Genomic DNA, 17,976 nt, shown 5'->3' with positions numbered 1-17,976 from the left:
ACTATTATTTTCATAGCTGCTTGCGCTTTCCCAGTAAGCGCTGGCGGCCAATTTGGCTTGAAACCATGAAAATACTCATCCAGAACGGCCGGGTGATCGACCCCGCCAGCGGCCTCGACAAGGTGTGCAACGTGGCCCTCGCGGCGGGCCGCATCATCGCGGTGGACCGCGACCCCAAAGACTTCACGCCCAACCGCGTGATCGACGCTGGCGGCTGCCTCGTGCTGCCCGGCCTGGTGGACCTCGCCGCGCGCTTGCGCGAGCCCGGCTACGAGCACGAAGGCATGCTCGAATCCGAGATGGCCGCGGCCGTCGCGGGCGGCGTGACCAGCCTGGTCTGCCCGCCCGACACCGACCCGGTGCTCGACGAGCCCGGCCTGGTGGAAATGCTCAAGTTCCGCGCCGAGAAACTGCACCAGGCACGGCTGTTCCCGCTGGGCGCGCTCACGCGCGGGCTGGCCGGCGAGGTGCTCACCGAGATGGCCGAGCTCACCGAATCCGGCTGCGTGGGCTTCGGCCAGGCCGACGTGCCCCTGGCCAGCACCCAGGTGATGCAGCGCGCGCTGCAGTACGCCGCCACCTACGGCTACACCGTCTGGCTGCGCCCGCAGGAGCTGCACCTGGGCAAAGGCGTGGCCGCCAGCGGGCCGCTCGCCACGCGCCTGGGCCTCTCGGGCGTGCCCGTGGCGGCCGAGACCATCGCGCTGCACACCATCTTCGAGCTGCTCAAGACCACCGGCGCGCGCGTGCACCTGTGCCGCCTGTCCAGCGCCGCGGGCGTGGACCTGGTACGCCAGGCCAAGGCCGCGGGGCTGAACGTGAGCTGCGACGTGAGCATCCACTCGCTGCTGCTCACCGATGCCGACATCGGCTACTTCGACAGCCGTGCGCGCCTCACGCCGCCGCTGCGCCAGCAGCGCGACCGCGATGCGCTGGCCGCCGCGCTGGCCGACGGCACCATCGACGCGCTGGTCTCCGACCACACGCCCGTCGATGAGGACGCCAAGACCCTGCCGTTCGCCGAGGCCGAGCCCGGGGCGACGGGGCTGGAACTGCTGCTGTCCATCGCCCTCAAGTGGTCGCGCGATGCGGGCGTGCCGCTGGCGCGCGCGCTGGCCGTGGTCACGGCCGAGCCCGCGCGCGTGCTGGGCACATCGCTGGGCACGCTGCAGGCCAGCGTGGGCCGCATCGTGGAAGGCGGCGTGGGCGACCTGTGCGTGGTCGACCCCGCGGCGCACTGGACGGTAGAGGCCGGCGCCCTGGCCAGCCAGGGCAAGCACACGCCGTTCTCGGGCTACGAGCTGCCGGGCCGCGTGCGCTGCACCCTGGTCGGCGGCCAGCTGGCCTTCGAGCGCGGGTGAATGGGACAGCCCCCTGAGCGGCTGCGCCGCTTCCCCCTTCTCCTGCGGGAAGGGGGACGGTGCCAGTGGCCGGGCCAAGCCCGCTCCACGGCACCCGCTGGCCTGCCGAGCGCCTGGAGATACGCTCCCGGTGGATGCTTGGATACCTTGAGGGAGCCCTGATCCATGTTGCGCGGACTGCGGGCCTCATGGCGGGTGCTGCGCCTGCTGGTCCACGCGCTGCATGGGCTGCTGGTCGTGCTGCTGCGCTTTCCGCGCATGGCGCCCGAGCAGCAGCAGGCCCGTGTGCAGGCCTGGGCGCTGGGCCTGCTGCATTGCGCGGGCATCACGCTGCGGGTACACGGCGAGCCGGCGCGCCACGGGCCGGTGCTGCTCGTGGCCAACCACCTTTCGTGGCTCGACATCCCAGTGATGCACGCGGCGCGCTACTGCCGCTTCATCTCCAAGTCCGATGTGCAGGGCTGGCCCATCGTGGGCACGCTCGCCACGGCCGCGGGCACGCTCTACATCGAGCGCGCATCGCGCCGCGATGCGCTGCGCATGGTCGGCAGCATGCGCGATGCGCTGCACGCGGGCGAGGTGCTGGCCGTGTTCCCCGAGGGCACCACGGGCGACGGGCGCACGCTGCTGCCCTTCCACGCCAACCTGATCGAGGCCGCCGTCGCGGCCGGCGCGCCGGTGCAGCCCGTGGGCCTGCGCTTCGTGGACCGGCGCACGGGCGCCACCAGCCATGCGCCCAGCTACATCGGCGACGAGACCCTGGTGGGCTCGGTCTGGCGCACCCTCATGGCGCCGCCGCTGGTCGCCGTGGTGCATTTCGGCGCCCTCCAGCAGGCCGGGGGGCGCGACCGCCGCGCGTGGAGCCAGGACCTGCACGCCGCGGTCGATGCGCTGCGCCGCAGCTGAGCCGCATCGCCCACGAAAAGCCGACATATTCAACAGATCTGCGTGTAAATCGCTGTTACATACACGGAAGTGTCAACGGTTTGCAGTAACGTGCGCGCTTTCCATACCGTTCAACGGAGAGAGAGGGCACCATGCATGTGATCGAGCGCGCGAAGGACATTCTGCTCAAGCCAAAAGAGACGTGGGCCGCCATTGCCGTAGAGGCGGCCACGCCGGCCGGTCTGTACACCGGCTACCTGATGATCCTCGCGGCCATCCCCGCCGTCTGCGGCTTCATCGGCATGTCCCTGATCGGCGTGGGTGGCTTCGGCTTCACGTTCCGCGTGCCCGTGCTGGCGGGGCTGGCCAACATGGTGGTGTCGTACGTGCTCAGCTTGGTCGGCGTGTACCTGCTGGCGCTCGTCATCAACGCGCTGGCCCCGACCTTCGGCGGAACGGCCAGCCCCATCCAGGCGCTCAAGCTGGCGGTCTATGCGAGCACCGCGGCCCTGCTCGGCGGCGTATTCGCCCTGCTGCCGGCCATGGCAATCCTGGGCCTCGTGGCGGCGCTTTACTCGCTGTACCTGCTGTACGCGGGCCTGCCCGTGCTGATGCGCAACCCGCCGGAGCGTTCGCTGCCCTACACGGCGGTGGTGGTCGTGGCGGCCATCGTGCTGGGCGTGGTGATCGGCGCGCTGGGATCGCTCTTCACGCCCAGCGGCCCTGCCATGTGGGGCGGTGCGGGCCAGGCGCCCGCCGCCGCCGGGCAGGGCGCAGCGGGCCTGGAGGCGGCGGGCAAGAAGATGGAAGAGGCCGCGCGCCGCATGGAAGAGGCGCAGAAAAGCGGCGATGCCAACCAGGCCGCGGCTGCCGCAGCGCAGGCCATGGCCGCAGCCATGGGCGCCGCAGGCGGGCAGGCGGTGGCGGTGCAGTCGCTCAAGGCGGTGCTGCCCGGCACGCTGGGCGGCCTGCCGCGCACGGGCCTGGAGGCGCACGACGGCGCCGCGATGGGCCTGCCCACGAGCCAGGCCAGCGCCGAATACGGCCGCGGCGACGCCCTGGTGCGCGTGTCCATCGTGGACGCGGGCGGGCTGGGCCAGCTGGCGCAGCTCGCCGGCAAGCTGCAGTCCGAGCACGAGACCGAAACCTCGGTCGAGAAGACCTGGCAGGAGGGCAGCCGCACGCTGCAGCAGAGCTACGAGAAGGATGGCAGCCAGTCGGAGTTCAAGGTGGTGCTCGGGAACGGCGTGATCGTCACCGTCGAGGCGCAGAACATGGCCATCAAGGAAGTGCAGGCGCTCATGGGCCAGATCGACCTGCCGGCGCTGGAAAGCCTGCAGCGCAAGGGCACTTCCTGACGGGCGCTGCCCGCCGCCTTCTCAAGCGCGCGGAAATGTGACGATGTGGTCCACCTGCGGCCGGATGCCGATCCACTCGCCCAGCGCGTGGTCGTGGTGGCTGGGCACGTGGGCCAGCACGGTGAGTCCGCTGGCCAGCTCCAGCGTGTAGAGGAACTCCGACCCCCTGAACGCCTTGCGCACGATGCGCGCCTGCACCGGCGCCGCGTCGTCGTGCACCACGTCGTCGGCGCGCAGCAGGATGTCGCATTCGCCGCCGGGGTAGCGCGAGGGCAGGGGACAGCCGTCGATGTCCGTCAGGTTGCCCAGCTGCGTGTGCGCGACCACGTGGCCGCCCTGCTGCACGAGCCGGGCCGGCGCGAACACGCCGTGGCCGATGAAGTCGGCCACGAAGCGCGTGGCGGGGCGATGGTAGAGCGCATAGGCGTCGTCCCACTGGTGAAGCTCGCCGCTTTCCATCACGCCGATGCGGTCGCCGATGGCGAACGCTTCCAGCTGGTCGTGCGTGACGAACAGCGCCGTGGCGCCCGCTGCCTTGAGGATGGCACGCACCTCGTGCGCGAGGCGTTCCCGCAGGTCCACGTCCAGGTTGGAGAACGGCTCGTCCAGCAGCATCAGGCGCGGGCGCGGCGCCAGCGCGCGCGCCAGTGCCACGCGCTGCTGCTGGCCGCCCGAAAGCTCGTGCGGAAAGCGCGCCTCGCTGCCCTCCAGGCCGACGAGCGCCAGCACCTCGCGCACGCGCTCGGCCTGGGCGGCGGCGGGCAGCGCGTGGATGCCGAAGGCCACGTTGCGCCCCACGTTCAGGTGAGGGAACAGCGCATAGTCCTGGAACACCATGCCGATGCGGCGCTGCTCGGGCGGCACGCTGCGGCCGCTGGCGCCCACCACGTCGCCCTCCAGGCGGATCTCGCCGGCGGACACGGGCTCCAGCCCGGCCACGGCGCGCAGCAGCGTGGTCTTGCCGCAGCCCGACGGGCCGATCAGCACGCCGATCTCGCCGGCCGCCAGGCCCAGGGTCACGCCGCGCACGGCGGCTTGGGGGCGGTTGGCATACCGCACGTCGAGCTGGGAGACTTCGAGGAACATGGCCGGATTCTAGGATGCGGTTGCGTAGAATCATTCCCATTTGCATCCTGCCGGCCGCACCCTTCGCGGCGCCTCCCCTCCCTTGATCCTCCGCGCCTTGCGTCTCGCACCCCTGGCGGTGCTCGTCCTGTTGCTCACCCTGCCGGTGCTGGCCCTACTGGGCGCCTGGCTGCCGCTGGGCGCGGACGGCGCGCAGGCCGGCGCCATCCTGCGCGAGATGGCGGCCACCGTGCTGCCCGAATACCTGTGGACCACGCTGTGGCTGGGCCTGGCCGTGGCCGTGGGCGCGGCCGTGGTGGGCACGGCCTGCGCGGCGGCGGTGACGCTGTTCGACTTCCGCGGGCGGCGCGCCATGGAATGGCTGCTGCTGCTGCCGCTGGCCATGCCGGCCTATGTGACGGCCTATGCGTATACCGACTTCCTGCAGTTCAGCGGCCCGCTGCAGGTGTGGATGCGCGCTGCCTTCGGGCTGGAAGGACGGCTGCTGCCCGAGGTGCGCAGCCTGGGCGGGGCGGTGTGGGTGTTCATCTTTTCGCTCTACCCCTACGTCTATCTGCTCGCGCGCACCGCCCTGGGCGAGCGCGCGGCGCACCTCATGGAGGCCGCGCGCCTGCTGGGCGCCTCGCCCGCGCGGCGCATCCGCAGCGTGGCGCTGCCGCTGGCGCGCCCGGCCGTGGCGGCGGGCGTGGCGCTGGTGCTGATGGAGACGCTGGCCGACTTCGGCGTGGCGAGCTACTTCGGCATCCAGACCTTCACCACGGGCATCTACAAGGCCTGGCTGTCGATGGACGACCGGCTGGCTGCCGCGCAGCTCGCCACCTTCCTGCTGGCGCTGGTCGTGGTGCTGCTGCAGCTCGAACTGCGCGCGCAGCGGCGCATGCGCTTCGCCACGGGCGGCGTGGGCCGCGCGGGCTCGGCCGAGGCGCAGCCCACGCGCCTGGCGGGCGGGCACTGCGCGCTGGCGTGGCTGGTGTGCCTGCTGCCGGTGGCCATGGGCTTCGTGGCTCCGGTGCTGTTCATGCTGCGGCCGCTGGCGGCCGACTGGTCGGTCCTGCCATGGACGCGCTTCCTGGAATGGGCGGGCAACAGCGTGCGCCTGGGCGCCATCACCGCCGTGCTGGCCGTGGCCATCGCCGTGGCGCTGGCCTTCGCGGTGCGCCGGCGCAAGGACGCGGCTACGCGCGCAGCGGTGCAGCTCGTGGGCCTGGGCTACGCGGTGCCGGGCGCGGTGATCGTCGTGGGCTTGCTGCTGCCCGTGGGCTGGCTGCAGGCGGCGGCGCCCGAATGGGGGCTGCCCGCGCTCATCACGGCGACGGCCGTGGGAATCGTCTGGGCCTACCTGGTGCGCTTTTGCGCCGTGGCGCTGCAGTCGGTGCAAAGCGGCTATGCGCGTATCCCCGCCAGCCTGGACGATTCCTCGCGCATGCTGGGCGTGGGCAGCTGGGGACTGCTGGCGCGCGTGCACTGGCCGCTGCTGCGGCGCTCCACCGCGGCGGCGGCGCTGCTGGTGTTCGTGGACGTGATGAAGGAGCTGCCCGCCACCATGGTGCTGCGCCCCTTCAATAGCGACACGCTGGCCGTGGTGGCCTACCAGCTCGCGCGCGACGAGCGCCTGGGCGAGGCGGCGCTGCCGTCGCTGGCGCTGGTGGCCGTGGGGCTGGTGCCGGTGATCCTGCTCAGCCGCACGCTGCGCGCGGCGTCCCGGTAAGCTGCGGGGCATGAGCGACATCACCATCTACCACAACGCCCGCTGCAGCAACTCGCGCGGCGCCCTGGCGCTGCTGCGCGAGCGCGGCATCGAGCCCGCCATCGTGGACTACATCGCCCAACCGCTGGACGAGGCCCGGCTCACCGCGCTGGTCGCTCGCCTGGGCGTGCCCGTGCGCGACCTGCTGCGCAGCAAGGAGGCGGCCTACCAGGAGCTGGGCCTGGGCGACCCGCAGCGCACCGACGCGGAGCTGATCGCCGCCATCGCCCGCCACCCGGTGCTGCTCAACCGCCCCATCGTCGTAACGCCCCGCGGCGCGCTGCTGTGCCGCCCACCCGAGCGGGTGCTGGAACTGCTCCAGGGGATTTGAGCAAAAATGGCCTGCAGCGCTTTCTGGATAAGCGCGGGAAGCTATGGAAAATGGAGCGAATCGCCTGTGCCTTGCCGTACGTCAAGACACATCTGCGTCATATTCGTCAAGACGAGACACATATTGTTTCTCTTGGTGTAGGTTTATGAGCCATTACCGGCGGACCCGCCGTCTTTGACTTGCCTCACATAAGTGCGTCCCTAGAATCCGGGGTTTTCCCTATGTGCCCGCTGCATTGGCAGCCGGTTGGTTGGAACCCAAGGACGGATGGATGGATAGCACGCAGCAGTGCCTCACGGTCGCGGGATTTGGCGTGGCATTCGGCGCCAGGATGGTGCTGGCGGACCTGGATTTCGCGCTGCCCCGTGGGGGCGTGACGGCGCTGCTGGGGCCGTCGGGTTCGGGCAAATCGGCGCTGGTGCGCACGCTGGCCGGGCTGCACGAGGAGCATCCGCGCTTTCGCAGCTGGGGCAGCGTGACGTACGACGGCCGCCCGCTCGGCGAGGGGCCGCGCCCGGGGCTGGTGCAGCAGGCCGCGCGCGTCATGGGTGCCACCGTACTCGATGCGCTGGCCGGGCCGGTACGCGAATCCCTGCGCCTGTCGCCCCTGGAACTGCGCGAGTGGTGCGCGAGCCTCGTGCGCCGCATGGGCGTGCCCGAGCTGGCCCAGTCGCTGGACGCGATGGTGCTCGACCTGCCGCCGCTGCAGCAGCGGGCCGTGGCCATCCTGCGCGAGGCGGCATGCGAGCCGCCGCTGCTGATGGTGGACGAGCCCACCTCCAACCTTTCGGACTACGACGCCTACGTGCTGCTCGAGCTGCTGCGCGAGGTGACCCGCACCAGCACCCTGCTGGTGGTGCTGCACAACCAGCGCCATGCCGCGCAGCTGGCGGACCACATGCTGCTGCTGGCCGGAGGGCGCATTCAGGAGGCGCGGGCCATGGAGGACTTCCTGACCGCGCCGCAGTCGGAGGCGGGCATGCAGTTCGTGCGCACCGGCAGCTGCTCGGTGCCCTCGCTCGATGCCGATCCCGACACCCTGGCCGAAGACGTGGCCCCGCCGCCCGCCCTGCAGCACGTGCCCGCCAGCGTGCTGCAGGCCGTGGCCGAGGCCAGGGCGGAGCCTGCGCCGACCCTGCTGGCCGGCGGCATCGTGCCGCCCGCCGCGCAGCCCGTGAATGCGCCGCTGGGCTTCGCCTGGCTGGAGCCTGGCCGTATCGCCGGTGCGCCGCTGCCGGGCGCGGTGAACGACATCCACCACGACCTGGTGGCGCTCAAGCGCATGGGCATCACCATGCTCATCACCCTGACGGAGCGGGACCTGCCCGGCGACGTGCTGCGCCAGCACGGCCTGGCCAACCTGCACCTGCCCATCTACGACCATGAAGTGCCCACCCTGGCGCAGATCCAGATGCTGCTCAAGCGCATGGAGGGGCTCATCCAACGCGGCGAAGTGCTGGCCGTGCATTGCCTCGCGGGAAGGGGGCGCACCGGCGTCGTCCTGGCCGCGTGGTGGGTGCGGGCAGGGCTGACCGCGCAAGAGGCACTGCGCCGGGTGCGCCTGATCGACCCGCGCTACGTGCAGAACGCCGAGCAGGAGACGTTCCTGCAGAGCTATGAAAACATGATCTTGCAGAAGATCGTTTAACTATCTACCCACGGTAATGGAGGGACAGCCCGATGAGTTTCGAGAATGCATTGAACCAGGCCGCCAGCACGGTGCCCGAGTGTGTGGCCGCCGGCTACGTGGACATCTCCTCCGGCATGCTGCTGGCGCTCAAGACGGTGGATTCGCACCCGCAGCAGGTCATCGACCTGCTCGCCGCCGCCACGGCCGACATGTTCGCCGGCCCCAACGTGAGCATGATCGAGCGCCTGTTCAAGAAGGCCCGCGGCCTGCAGGACGACGGCTTCCACTATTTCCAGGAAGTCATCGTCAACAGCGAGAACCTCATCCACGTGTTCCTGCGCGGCAAGATCAACCCCGACTACGTGGTCGTGTTCGTCTGCCGCAAGACCGCCAACCTGGGCATGGCGCTGACCAAGGCGCGCCTGGCGCTGCCTGCGCTCGAAGCTGCGTTCTGAAGCGATAAGCATCGAATTGGCTGCCAGCGCTTGTCCATCAAGCGCAGGCAGCTATTTTTTTGATAGTAATGGGTCTAAGTCTGCCTTAAGCGTGGCCGCGCACACTGCCTGCCATCGCATCACTTGCACAAGGAAAGGCAGACCATGGACACCCTTGCATCCACCCCCCGCAGACTCATCCTGGCGCTGGTGGCCGCCGGTGCGCTCGGCGCCACCGGCGCCGGCCTGGTGACAAGCCGCCAGGCGCAGGCCGTGGCGCAGCCCGCAGCCGTGCCGTTGGCGCAGCCCGGTGGCGAGGCACTGCCCGGCTTCGCGCAGATCACCGCGCAGAACGGCCCGGCCGTGGTCAACATCAGCGTGAGCGGCACGCAGCGCACGGCGCTGGCCGAGGGCGACGACGACGGGCCCGCCGACCCGTTCCAGGAATTCTTCCGCCGCTTCGGCATGCCGCAGGGCATGCAGATGCCGCGCGATGTTCCCGTGCGCGGCCAGGGCTCGGGCTTCATCGTCAGCCCCGACGGCGTGGTGCTCACCAACGCCCATGTGGTCAAGAACGCCGACGAAGTGACCGTCAAGCTCACCGACCGGCGCGAGTTCCGCGCCAAGGTGCTGGGCGCCGACCCGCAGACCGACGTGGCCGTGCTCAAGATCGACGCGAAGGGTTTGCCCACGGTGCACCTCGGCAGCACGCGCGCATTGGGCGTGGGCGAATGGGTGCTGGCCATCGGCTCGCCCTTCGGCTTCGAGAACAGCGTCACGGCCGGCGTGGTCAGCGCCAAGGGCCGCGCGCTGCCCGACGACAGCGCCGTGCCCTTCATCCAGACCGACGTGGCCGTGAACCCTGGCAACTCGGGCGGGCCGCTGTTCAACGCGCGCGGCGAGGTCGTGGGCATCAACTCGCAGATCTACAGCCGCTCGGGCGGCTACCAGGGCGTGTCGTTCGCCATCCCGATCGAGGTGGCCGCGCGCGTCAAGGACCAGATCCTGGCCACCGGCCACGCCAGCCACGCGCGCCTGGGCGTCACCGTGCAGGAGGTCAATCAGACCCTGGCCGACTCCTTCGGCCTCGACAAGCCCCAGGGCGCGCTGGTGGCCGACGTGCAAAAGGGCGGCCCCGCCGACAAGGCCGGCCTGCGCTCGGGCGACGTGATCCGCAGCGTGGACGGGCAGCCCATCGTCTCCTCCAGCGACCTGCCGGCCTTCGTGAGCCAGACGGCGCCCGGCACGCAGGTGCGCCTGCAGGTGTGGCGCCACGGCCGCAGCGAGGACGTCACCGCCACGCTGGGCAACGCCGCCGACAAGCCCCCGGCACAGGCCCGTGCGGACGCTGCGCCCGGCCAAGGCCGCCTGGGCCTGGCCCTGCGCCCCTTGCAGCCAGGTGAGCAACGCGAAGCCGGCGTGGAAGGCGGCCTGCTGATCGAACAGGCCAGCGGCCCCGCCGCCCGCGCCGGCGTGCAGGGCGGCGACGTGCTGCTGTCCGTCAACGGCACGCCCGCGCGCGACGTGGCGCAGGTGCGCGGCGTGGTGGCCAAGGCGGGCAAGTCGGTGGCGCTGCTGGTGATGCGCGACGGCGAGCGCATCTTCGTTCCCGTCCGACTTGGCTGACCGGGGCGTGCCGCTATGCTTGGCGGCATGCCTTGTCCTGCCCCTGCGCCATGCGCCTGCTGCTGGTTGAAGACGACGCCATGATCGGCGAGGCCGTGCAGGGCCTGCTGCGCGCCGAAGGCCACGCCGTGGACTGGGTGCGCGATGGCCTGCAGGCCGATGCCGCGCTGCGCGCGCAGCAGTACGACCTGGTGCTGCTCGACCTGGGCCTGCCCGGCCGCGACGGGCTCGACGTGCTGCGCGCCCTGCGCGCGCGCGGCGACCGCACGCCCGTGCTCATCGCCACCGCGCGCGATGCCGTGGCCCAGCGCGTGCAGGGACTGGACGCGGGCGCCGACGACTACCTGCTCAAGCCCTACGACCTGGACGAACTGCTCGCCCGCATCCGCGCCCTCACGCGCCGCGCGGCCGGGCGCGCCGAGCCGGCTTACGAACTGCACGGCGTGACCGTGCGCCCCGCCACGCGCGAGGCCAGCGTGAACGGCCAACCCGTGGTGCTCTCGGCGCGCGAATGGGCGGTGCTGGAGCCGCTGGTCGCGCGCCCCGGCGTGGTGCTCTCGCGCGCGCAACTCGAAGACAAGCTCTACGGCTGGGGCGACGAGATCAACAGCAACGCCGTGGAGGTCTACATCCACGGCCTGCGCAAGAAGCTGGGCGCGGGCTTCATCCTCAACGTGCGCGGCGTGGGCTACATGGTGCCCAAGCCATGAAGTCGCTGCGCGCCCGGTTGCTGCTGTCCCTGCTGGCCGCCATCGCCCTCGGCGTGCTGGTGCAGGCGGGCCTGTCGTACCGCGCGGCGCTGGCCGAGGCGGACGCCATCTTCGACTACCACATGCAGCAGATGGCCCAGGCCCTGCGCCCCGGCCTGCCGGCGCTGCCGCCGGGCGACTACGGCCCGCTGGTGCAGGGGCAGGAAAGCCCCGAATTCGTGGTGCAGGTCTGGTCTGCCGATGGCGTGCGCATCTACGAATCCAACGGCGGGCTGGCGCTGCCGCAGCGCGCCGTGCTGGGCTTCGCCAACGTGCGCGCGGGCGGCAGCACCTACCGCGTGCTGTCGGTGCAGACGCCGCTGCAGGTGATCCAGGTGGCGCAGGACATGGCCGTGCGCCGCGCCATGGCGCGCACGCTGGCACTGCGCACGGCCGTGCCCATCGCGCTCATGGCACCGCTGCTGGCGCTTGCCGCATGGTGGGCCGTGGGCCGCTCGCTCGCGCCAGTGGAGCGCGTGCGCCGCCAGGTCGCGCAGCGGCGCGCCGATGATTTGGCGCCCGTCGATGGCGCCGGCCTGCCCGCCGAGGTGCGCCCGCTGGTGGACGAACTCAACCTGCTGCTGGCGCGCGTGGAGCAGGCCTTCCAGGCGCAGCAGCACTTCGTGGCCGATGCGGCGCACGAGTTGCGCTCGCCCCTGGCCGCGCTCAAGCTGCAGGCCCAGGCCCTGCAGCGCGCGCCCGACGCCGCCGCGCGCGAGTACGCCACCGAGCGCCTGTCCGCCGGCATCGACCGCGCCACGCGCCTTGTGGAGCAGCTCCTGGCCCTGGCCCGGCACGAGGCGCAGGCCACCGCGGGCGCGCCCGCGCAGCCCGTGGCTCTGGCCGATCTGGCACGCCAGGCCGTGGCGGATGCCGCCCCCGCAGCGCAGGCGCGCGCCATCGACCTGGGCCTGGCACCGCTCGACGCGCAGGCCGAGCACGCCACCGTGCCCGGCCACGCGCAGGCCCTGGCCATCCTGCTGCGCAACCTGATCGACAACGCCATCAAGTACACGTCCGAGGGCGGCACGGTGGACGTGCAGGTGCTGCGCGCGCCCGGCCATCTCGTCCTGGCGGTGGACGACAGCGGCCCCGGCATCCCGCCCGCCGAGCGCGAGCGCGTGCTGCAGCGCTTCCACCGCGCGCCCGCGGAAGGTGCGCCGCAGGCGGAAGGCAGCGGCCTCGGCCTGGCCATCGCCGAGGCCATCGCGCGCCTGCATGGCGCGCGGCTGGCGCTGGGCACCGCGCCGCGCCTGGGCGGCCTGCGCGCCGAAGTGCATTTGCCGCTGGCAGGCGAGGGCGCCGCATGATCCGCGTGGCCGTGCTCTCCGGCCTGGGCCATGCCGTGTTCGTGGCCGTGGGGCTGCTGGTCTACGTCATGGGCACGCGCATCGGGCACCAGCGCCGCCACCCTTCGGCCGCCGTGGGCTGGGTGCTGGGCATCGTGGCGTTCCCCTACCTCATCGTGCCGTTGTTCCTGCTGTTCGGCACACGCAAGTTCGCACGGCCCGCGCGGCGCCAGCCGGGGCGGCCGGCCAGCGAGGGCGGCCCGCCCTGGGCCGCGCAACTGCTGGCCTGTATGGAGGTGGCACCGGCCGCGCGCAGCCAGCGCATCGTGATGCACGCCGACGGCAGCGAGGCCTTGCAGGGGCTGCTGGGCACCATCGCATCGGCCCGGCGCCAGCTGGATGTCTGCACCTACGTCTTCGCCCACGACGCGGTGGGCGCCCAGGTGGCGCGTGCGCTGCTGGAGTGCGTGCGGCGCGGCGTCGCCGTGCGCCTGCTGGTGGACGCGGTGGGCAGCATGCGCACGCCGCCGGGCATGCTGCGCGCGCTGCGCCGCCAGGGCGTGCAGGTGCGCCGCTTCATGCCCCTGCTGCACAACCCCCTGCACGGGCGCACCAACCTGCGCAACCACCGCAAGCTCGTCGTGGCCGACGGGCAGCGCCTGTGGAGCGGCGGGCGCAACCTGGCCTGCGAATACTTCATGGACCGGCCAGGCCACCCTGCCTGGGTGGACCTGAGCTACGAGGTCGAAGGCCCCGTGGCTGCCCAGGCCCACCTGCAGTTCGGCACCGACTGGCGCACCGCCAGTGGCCGCCTGCTGCGCCGCATGCGCAAGACGGTCGCGCCGCCGGTGCAGGAGGCTGGCAGCGGGCCGCTGGCCCAGTGGCTGCCCAGCGGCCCGGACCATGCCGACGACACCGTGCACGCGCTGCTGCTGGCCGGTGCCTACCACGCGCAACGGCGCATCGTGGCCGTCACGCCGTATTTCGTGCCCGACGACGCGCTGCTCGACGCCTGGTGCCTGGCCTGCCGCCGCGGCGTGCAGGTCAGCCTGCTGGTGCCCGAGCGCTCCAACCACCGTCTGGCCGACATCGCCCGCGAGCGTGCCCTGCGCGCGCTGGCCGCTGCCGGCGCGCACATCTGGCTGGCCCCGGCCATGGTGCATGCCAAGGCCGTGCTGGTCGATGACGGCCTGGCCCTGGCAGGCTCGCTCAACCTCGACGCGCGCAGCCTTTTCCTCAACTACGAGGCCATGACGGCGTTCTATGGCGAGGAGCAGGTCGGCTGGCTGTCCGCATGGTGCGAGGAGCAGATCGCCGCCGCACGGCCCTACCATGCGCGCCGCCCCTCCTGGATGCGCGACATCGCCGAGGGCGTGGTGCGGGCCGTGGGCTTTCAGCTCTAGGCTTTGTCCGACACCCGGACGGCCCTCTGGAGGGCGCAGTGTCTTGCCCCGTGGGCGGTAGAAAAGGTTCGTCCATTCACAAGGAGCGCGCCATGAACACCATGCCATCCCCCCACGAACAGCCGATCGACCCGGATCTGGCCGAGCAGGCGCGTCCTGGCCACGGCGTACCGTCGCAGGACCCGGAGCCGGCGGCGCAATTGCCCCTGTCGGCCGAGGAGCAGGAGCGGGAATCCCATTCGACCCTGATGGGCGGGGGCATGGTGGCCGGGGCCGCCACCGGAGCTGCCGTTGGCGTCGCTGTCGGAGGGCCGCTGGGCGTGCTGGTCGGCGGCACACTGGGCGGCGTCGCCGGTGCCTTGGGCGGCGCGGCCGCGGGCAAGCTGACGGACGACGAAGGCCAGGCTGCCGGGGAAGTGCCCCTTCGTGGCGATACCGGCAAAAAGAACTGAGCCCGGCAGAAAGCCTGCCCTGGCGGCTATCGCAAGGGGCAGTTGCCTGCTATTTGCCCATTTTCTTGATGTGAATCAAGCGTTCCGGGGCGGGAGTTAACACGCGTCAATTAGGGACTTAGAATTGATTTTCATCAGGGGGGAAAGATGCCGAGAAACTCTGCCGATTCCATCGATACGGGCCCATCGACACGTCAGGAGGAGGCGCGGAGCTTCCTGTTCCTCGCTGGAGTGATGGTCCCCATTCTGGCCGTGCTGGTGGTTGCCGGCTACGGGTTCGCTGTCTGGATCTACCAGATGTTCGCCGGCCCGCCCGGTAGCTGAGCCAGCCTCGTCGAAGCCAGCCATGTGCCAGCCAATGACCGACGAACTTCACATCACCAGCCTGGTTGTCCATGTACAGCCACGCCGAGCCGAAGGTGCCGATGCGGCCATCGCCGCGCTGCCTGGCGCCCACATCCACGGATCCGACCCGAATGGCAAGCGCGTCGTCACGCTCGAGGCGCCTTCCGCGTCCGCGATCCTGGACCACGTTGAGGCGATCCAACGCATTGACGGTGTGATCAATGTGGCGATGGTGTACCAGCACGTCGAGCCGCTCGACGCCATGAACAAGGAGATAACGAATGTCGAGTACCCGACGTGATTTTGTGCGGCAATCTGCCGCGGCTGCGGCAGGCTCTGTCGCTGGCATTCCCATCGCCCAGGCCCAGGGAGGCCATGCGGCGGCGGAGGCTTCCAAGCTGACCTGGTCCAAGGCGCCCTGCCGTTTTTGCGGCACGGGGTGCGGAGTCACGGTGGCGGTGAAGGACAACCGCGTGGTGGCCACGCAGGGCGACCCGCAGGCCGAAGTGAACCGCGGCCTGAACTGCGTCAAGGGCTACTTCCTGTCCAAGATCATGTATGGCGAAGACAGGCTGACCCGGCCGCTGCTGCGCATGAAGAACGGCCAGTACGCCAAGGACGGCGAGTTCCAGCCCGTCTCCTGGGACAAGGCCTTCGATGTGATGGCCGAGCAATTCAAGAAGACGCTCAAGGCGAAGGGGCCCACGGCGGTCGGCATGTTCGGCTCCGGCCAGTGGACGGTCTGGGAAGGCTATGCCGCATCGAAGCTGATGAAGGCGGGCTTCCGCTCCAACAACCTCGACCCCAATGCGCGCCACTGCATGGCCTCGGCCGTCACGGGCTTCATGCGCACCTTCGGCATGGACGAGCCGATGGGCTGCTACGACGACATCGAAGCCGCCACTGCCTTCGTGCTGTGGGGCTCTAACATGGCCGAAATGCACCCCGTGCTGTGGACGCGCGTGACCGACCGCCGCCTGAGCGGCCCCAACGTGAAGGTGGCGGTGCTCTCCACGTTCGAGCACCGGTCCTACGAACTGGCCGACATCCAGATGACGTTCAAGCCGCAGACGGACCTGGCCATCCTGAACTTCATCGCCCACCACATCATTTCCACGGGCCGCGTGAACAGGGAGTTCGTGGACAAGCACACGAACTTCAAGGCCGGCAATACCGACATCGGCTACGGATTGCGCCCGGAGCATCCGTTGCAGCAGGCGGCCAAGAATGCAGGCGACCCCAACGGTGCCAAGCCCATCACGTTCGAGGAATACGCCAAGTTCGTCTCCACCTACGACCTCGACTACACCGCCAAGCTGACGGGCGTGCCGAAGAACCGCCTGCTGGCGCTGGCCGAGCTGTATGCGGACCCGAAGGTCAAGGTGGTTTCGTTCTGGACGATGGGCTTCAACCAGCACACGCGCGGCACCTGGGCGAACAACCTCGTCTACAACATCCATTTGCTGACCGGCAAGATCGCCACGCCGGGCAACAGCCCGTTCTCGCTCACCGGACAGCCCTCGGCCTGCGGCACGGCGCGCGAGGTGGGTACGTTCTCGCACCGGCTTCCCGCGGACATGGTGGTCACTAACCCCAAGCATCGCGCGCATGCCGAGCACATCTGGAAGCTGCCCGAAGGCACGATCCCCGAGAAGCCGGGCTACCACGCCGTGCTGCAGAACCGCATGCTCAAGGACGGCAAGCTCAATGCCTACTGGGTCATGGTCAACAACAACATGCAGGCCGGCGCGAACCTGCACGAGGGCTACGCGGGCTACCGCAATCCCGACAATTTCATCGTCGTCTCGGATGCGTATCCCACGGTGACCGCCGTGGCGGCCGACCTGATCCTGCCCACTGCGATGTGGGTGGAAAAAGAGGGCGCCTACGGCAACGCGGAGCGGCGCACCCACTTCTGGCACCAGTTGGTCACCGCGCCGGGCGAGGCGCGTTCCGACCTCTGGCAGTTGATGGAGTTTTCCAAGCGTTTCAAGATCGAGGAGGTCTGGCCCGAGGAGCTCATCGCCAAGAAGCCGGCAGTGCGCGGCAAGACCCTGTTCGAGGTGCTCTTTCGCAACGGCCAAGTGGACAAGTTCCCGCTGGCGGATATCTCTCCCGACTACGAGAACAGCGAGGCGAAGGCCTTCGGCTTCTATCCCCAGAAGGGGCTCTTCGAGGAATACGCCGCCTTCGGCCGTGGACATGGCCACGACCTGGCGCCGTTCGACGAATACCACAAGGTGCGCGGCTTGCGCTGGCCTGTCGTCAACGGCAAGGAAACGCTGTGGCGCTACCGCGAAGGCACGGACCCCTACGTGAAGGCCGGCACGGGCTACCAGTTCTACGGCAACACCGACAACAAGGCGAACATCTTCGCACTGCCTTACGAGCCGCCTGCGGAGGCGCCGGACACTGAGTTCCCATACTGGCTGTCCACGGGCCGCGTGCTGGAGCACTGGCACTCGGGCTCGATGACGCGCCGCGTTCCCGAGCTGCACCGGGCAGTGCCCAATGCGCTGTGCTACATGCATCCGGAAGACGCCAAGGAGCTGGGCGTGCGCCGCGGCAGCGAGGTGGAGATCGTCTCCCGCCGCGGCAAGATGCGTTCCCGGGTGGAGACCCGGGGCCGCAACAAGCCGCCGCGCGGCCTGGTCTTCGTGCCCTGGTTCGATGCGAGCCAGTTGATCAACAAGGTGACGCTGGACGCGACCGACCCGATCTCGCTGCAGACGGACTTCAAGAAGTGCGCGGTCAAGATCACCAAGGTCTGACGCAGGAGCTGTGCAATGAAATCGATCCTTCGACACATGGTGCTGGTGCTGTGCATGGCTGCCGGCCTGGCGGTAGCGCAGCAGCAGCCGGCGCGCACGTTCACCGACGCGGCGCGCGGCCCTACGCCCATCCTGGAGACCACCAAGCCGCCGGTGCTGGGCAACTCCGTCAACGACGACCTGCGGCGCACGCGCAACTACGCCATGCAGCCCCCGGTGATTCCGCACCGGGTGGACGGCTACCAGGTGGACAAGAATTTCAACAAGTGCATGGACTGCCATGCGCGGGGCAGGACCGACGTCTCGCAGGCGATCCCGGTGAGCATTACGCACTACATGGACCGCGACGGCAACGTGCTGGGCCAGATCTCCACTCGGCGGTATTTCTGCATGCAGTGCCACGTCTCGCAGGACAACGTGCGCCCGATCGTGAACAATACCTTCCAGGACGTCGACACCGTGATCCAGCGCGAGCTGAAAAAGAGCGGGAAGCAGAAATGACGGCCAGC

Annotated in this window: 17 protein-coding genes; 16 read left to right on the top strand and 1 reads right to left on the bottom strand. The window is 70.1% G+C overall.

The genetic code is table 11. The features are described from left to right. Positions 1 to 65 precede the first annotated feature (65 nt). From AVS7_RS17000 to AVS7_RS16990, 3 genes are all read left to right on the top strand, one after another. Positions 66 to 1,361 (top strand): dihydroorotase, encoded by a 1,296-nt coding sequence (locus AVS7_RS17000; RefSeq protein ID WP_020230807.1) that lies wholly within the window; start codon positions 66 to 68, stop codon positions 1,359 to 1,361. Positions 1,362 to 1,526: 165 nt separating this feature from the next. Continuing rightward, a complete protein-coding gene (locus AVS7_RS16995; RefSeq protein WP_020230806.1) occupies positions 1,527 to 2,267 on the top strand; it encodes a 1-acyl-sn-glycerol-3-phosphate acyltransferase in 741 nt (246 codons plus the stop codon). Positions 2,268 to 2,398: 131 nt separating this feature from the next. Next, positions 2,399 to 3,604, top strand: a complete 1,206-nt coding sequence (locus AVS7_RS16990) for a Yip1 family protein (protein WP_020230805.1) — start codon at positions 2,399 to 2,401, stop codon at positions 3,602 to 3,604. 21 nt (positions 3,605 to 3,625) lie between these two features. Here the strand turns inward: AVS7_RS16990 and AVS7_RS16985 are convergent, their stop codons facing one another. After that, positions 3,626 to 4,690 (bottom strand): ABC transporter ATP-binding protein, encoded by a 1,065-nt coding sequence (locus AVS7_RS16985; RefSeq protein WP_020230804.1) that lies wholly within the window; start codon positions 4,688 to 4,690, stop codon positions 3,626 to 3,628. Positions 4,691 to 4,787: 97 nt separating this feature from the next. Between AVS7_RS16985 and AVS7_RS16980 the strand changes: the two genes are divergently transcribed. From AVS7_RS16980 to AVS7_RS16920, 13 genes are all read left to right on the top strand, one after another. Then, positions 4,788 to 6,398, top strand: a complete 1,611-nt coding sequence (locus AVS7_RS16980; protein WP_024001733.1) for an iron ABC transporter permease — start codon at positions 4,788 to 4,790, stop codon at positions 6,396 to 6,398. Between the two features lie 10 nt (positions 6,399 to 6,408). Next, positions 6,409 to 6,768 carry an arsenate reductase (glutaredoxin) gene (gene arsC / locus AVS7_RS16975; protein WP_020230802.1) on the top strand — a complete coding sequence of 120 codons (360 nt, stop codon included), beginning with the start codon at positions 6,409 to 6,411 and terminating at the stop codon, positions 6,766 to 6,768. Positions 6,769 to 7,039: 271 nt separating this feature from the next. Continuing rightward, a complete protein-coding gene (locus AVS7_RS16970; RefSeq protein ID WP_020230801.1) occupies positions 7,040 to 8,416 on the top strand; it encodes an ATP-binding cassette domain-containing protein in 1,377 nt (458 codons plus the stop codon). A gap of 32 nt (positions 8,417 to 8,448) precedes the next feature. Next, complete coding sequence (locus AVS7_RS16965) at positions 8,449 to 8,853, top strand: hypothetical protein (protein ID WP_020230800.1); 405 nt, start codon at positions 8,449 to 8,451, stop codon at positions 8,851 to 8,853. A gap of 144 nt (positions 8,854 to 8,997) precedes the next feature. Further along, positions 8,998 to 10,458: a DegQ family serine endoprotease gene (locus AVS7_RS16960; RefSeq protein ID WP_020230799.1), complete on the top strand. Its 1,461-nt coding sequence runs from the start codon at positions 8,998 to 9,000 to the stop codon at positions 10,456 to 10,458. Positions 10,459 to 10,508: 50 nt separating this feature from the next. Next, entirely contained in the window at positions 10,509 to 11,168 is a 660-nt protein-coding gene (locus AVS7_RS16955; protein WP_020230798.1) for a response regulator transcription factor, read from the top strand. Further along, positions 11,165 to 12,517: an ATP-binding protein gene (locus AVS7_RS16950; protein ID WP_020230797.1), complete on the top strand. Its 1,353-nt coding sequence runs from the start codon at positions 11,165 to 11,167 to the stop codon at positions 12,515 to 12,517. Before AVS7_RS16955 ends, AVS7_RS16950 begins: the two co-directional genes overlap by 4 nt. Further along, the gene (locus AVS7_RS16945; protein WP_020230796.1) at positions 12,514 to 13,899 is read left to right on the top strand and encodes a phosphatidylserine/phosphatidylglycerophosphate/cardiolipin synthase family protein; all 1,386 of its coding nucleotides are present in this window, start codon (positions 12,514 to 12,516) and stop codon (positions 13,897 to 13,899) included. Before AVS7_RS16950 ends, AVS7_RS16945 begins: the two co-directional genes overlap by 4 nt. 92 nt (positions 13,900 to 13,991) lie before the next feature. Further along, positions 13,992 to 14,351 carry a hypothetical protein gene (locus tag AVS7_RS16940; RefSeq protein ID WP_020230795.1) on the top strand — a complete coding sequence of 120 codons (360 nt, stop codon included), beginning with the start codon at positions 13,992 to 13,994 and terminating at the stop codon, positions 14,349 to 14,351. 147 nt (positions 14,352 to 14,498) lie between these two features. After that, positions 14,499 to 14,675, top strand: coding sequence for a periplasmic nitrate reductase, NapE protein (gene napE / locus AVS7_RS16935; RefSeq protein ID WP_020230794.1), 177 nt, complete (start codon positions 14,499 to 14,501; stop codon positions 14,673 to 14,675). 34 nt (positions 14,676 to 14,709) lie between these two features. After that, positions 14,710 to 14,997, top strand: coding sequence for a chaperone NapD (locus AVS7_RS16930; RefSeq protein WP_020230793.1), 288 nt, complete (start codon positions 14,710 to 14,712; stop codon positions 14,995 to 14,997). Next, the gene (gene napA / locus AVS7_RS16925; protein WP_034691803.1) at positions 14,978 to 17,467 is read left to right on the top strand and encodes a periplasmic nitrate reductase subunit alpha; all 2,490 of its coding nucleotides are present in this window, start codon (positions 14,978 to 14,980) and stop codon (positions 17,465 to 17,467) included. Before AVS7_RS16930 ends, napA begins: the two co-directional genes overlap by 20 nt. Before the next feature lie 15 nt (positions 17,468 to 17,482). Further along, positions 17,483 to 17,968 carry a nitrate reductase cytochrome c-type subunit gene (locus tag AVS7_RS16920; RefSeq protein WP_034691799.1) on the top strand — a complete coding sequence of 162 codons (486 nt, stop codon included), beginning with the start codon at positions 17,483 to 17,485 and terminating at the stop codon, positions 17,966 to 17,968. Positions 17,969 to 17,976: the final 8 nt, after the last annotated feature.

The organism is Acidovorax sp. MR-S7 (assembly GCF_000400995.2).
GTDB lineage: Bacteria > Pseudomonadota > Gammaproteobacteria > Burkholderiales > Burkholderiaceae_C > MR-S7.
Note: the sequence above shows the minus strand (reverse complement) of the source record. Positions and strands in the feature narration are given on the sequence as shown.

Coding starts and splice junctions, on each gene's coding strand:
- AVS7_RS16930 (WP_020230793.1), top strand. CDS start 14,710: ATGACCGACGAACTTCACATCACCAGCCTGGTTGTCCATGTACAGCCA.
- AVS7_RS17000 (WP_020230807.1), top strand. CDS start 66: ATGAAAATACTCATCCAGAACGGCCGGGTGATCGACCCCGCCAGCGGC.
- arsC (WP_020230802.1), top strand. CDS start 6,409: ATGAGCGACATCACCATCTACCACAACGCCCGCTGCAGCAACTCGCGC.
- AVS7_RS16995 (WP_020230806.1), top strand. CDS start 1,527: ATGTTGCGCGGACTGCGGGCCTCATGGCGGGTGCTGCGCCTGCTGGTC.
- AVS7_RS16945 (WP_020230796.1), top strand. CDS start 12,514: ATGATCCGCGTGGCCGTGCTCTCCGGCCTGGGCCATGCCGTGTTCGTG.
- napA (WP_034691803.1), top strand. CDS start 14,978: ATGTCGAGTACCCGACGTGATTTTGTGCGGCAATCTGCCGCGGCTGCG.
- AVS7_RS16960 (WP_020230799.1), top strand. CDS start 8,998: ATGGACACCCTTGCATCCACCCCCCGCAGACTCATCCTGGCGCTGGTG.
- AVS7_RS16920 (WP_034691799.1), top strand. CDS start 17,483: ATGAAATCGATCCTTCGACACATGGTGCTGGTGCTGTGCATGGCTGCC.
- AVS7_RS16985 (WP_020230804.1), bottom strand. CDS start 4,690: ATGTTCCTCGAAGTCTCCCAGCTCGACGTGCGGTATGCCAACCGCCCC.
- AVS7_RS16940 (WP_020230795.1), top strand. CDS start 13,992: ATGAACACCATGCCATCCCCCCACGAACAGCCGATCGACCCGGATCTG.
- napE (WP_020230794.1), top strand. CDS start 14,499: ATGCCGAGAAACTCTGCCGATTCCATCGATACGGGCCCATCGACACGT.
- AVS7_RS16955 (WP_020230798.1), top strand. CDS start 10,509: ATGCGCCTGCTGCTGGTTGAAGACGACGCCATGATCGGCGAGGCCGTG.
- AVS7_RS16950 (WP_020230797.1), top strand. CDS start 11,165: ATGAAGTCGCTGCGCGCCCGGTTGCTGCTGTCCCTGCTGGCCGCCATC.
- AVS7_RS16965 (WP_020230800.1), top strand. CDS start 8,449: ATGAGTTTCGAGAATGCATTGAACCAGGCCGCCAGCACGGTGCCCGAG.
- AVS7_RS16970 (WP_020230801.1), top strand. CDS start 7,040: ATGGATAGCACGCAGCAGTGCCTCACGGTCGCGGGATTTGGCGTGGCA.
- AVS7_RS16990 (WP_020230805.1), top strand. CDS start 2,399: ATGCATGTGATCGAGCGCGCGAAGGACATTCTGCTCAAGCCAAAAGAG.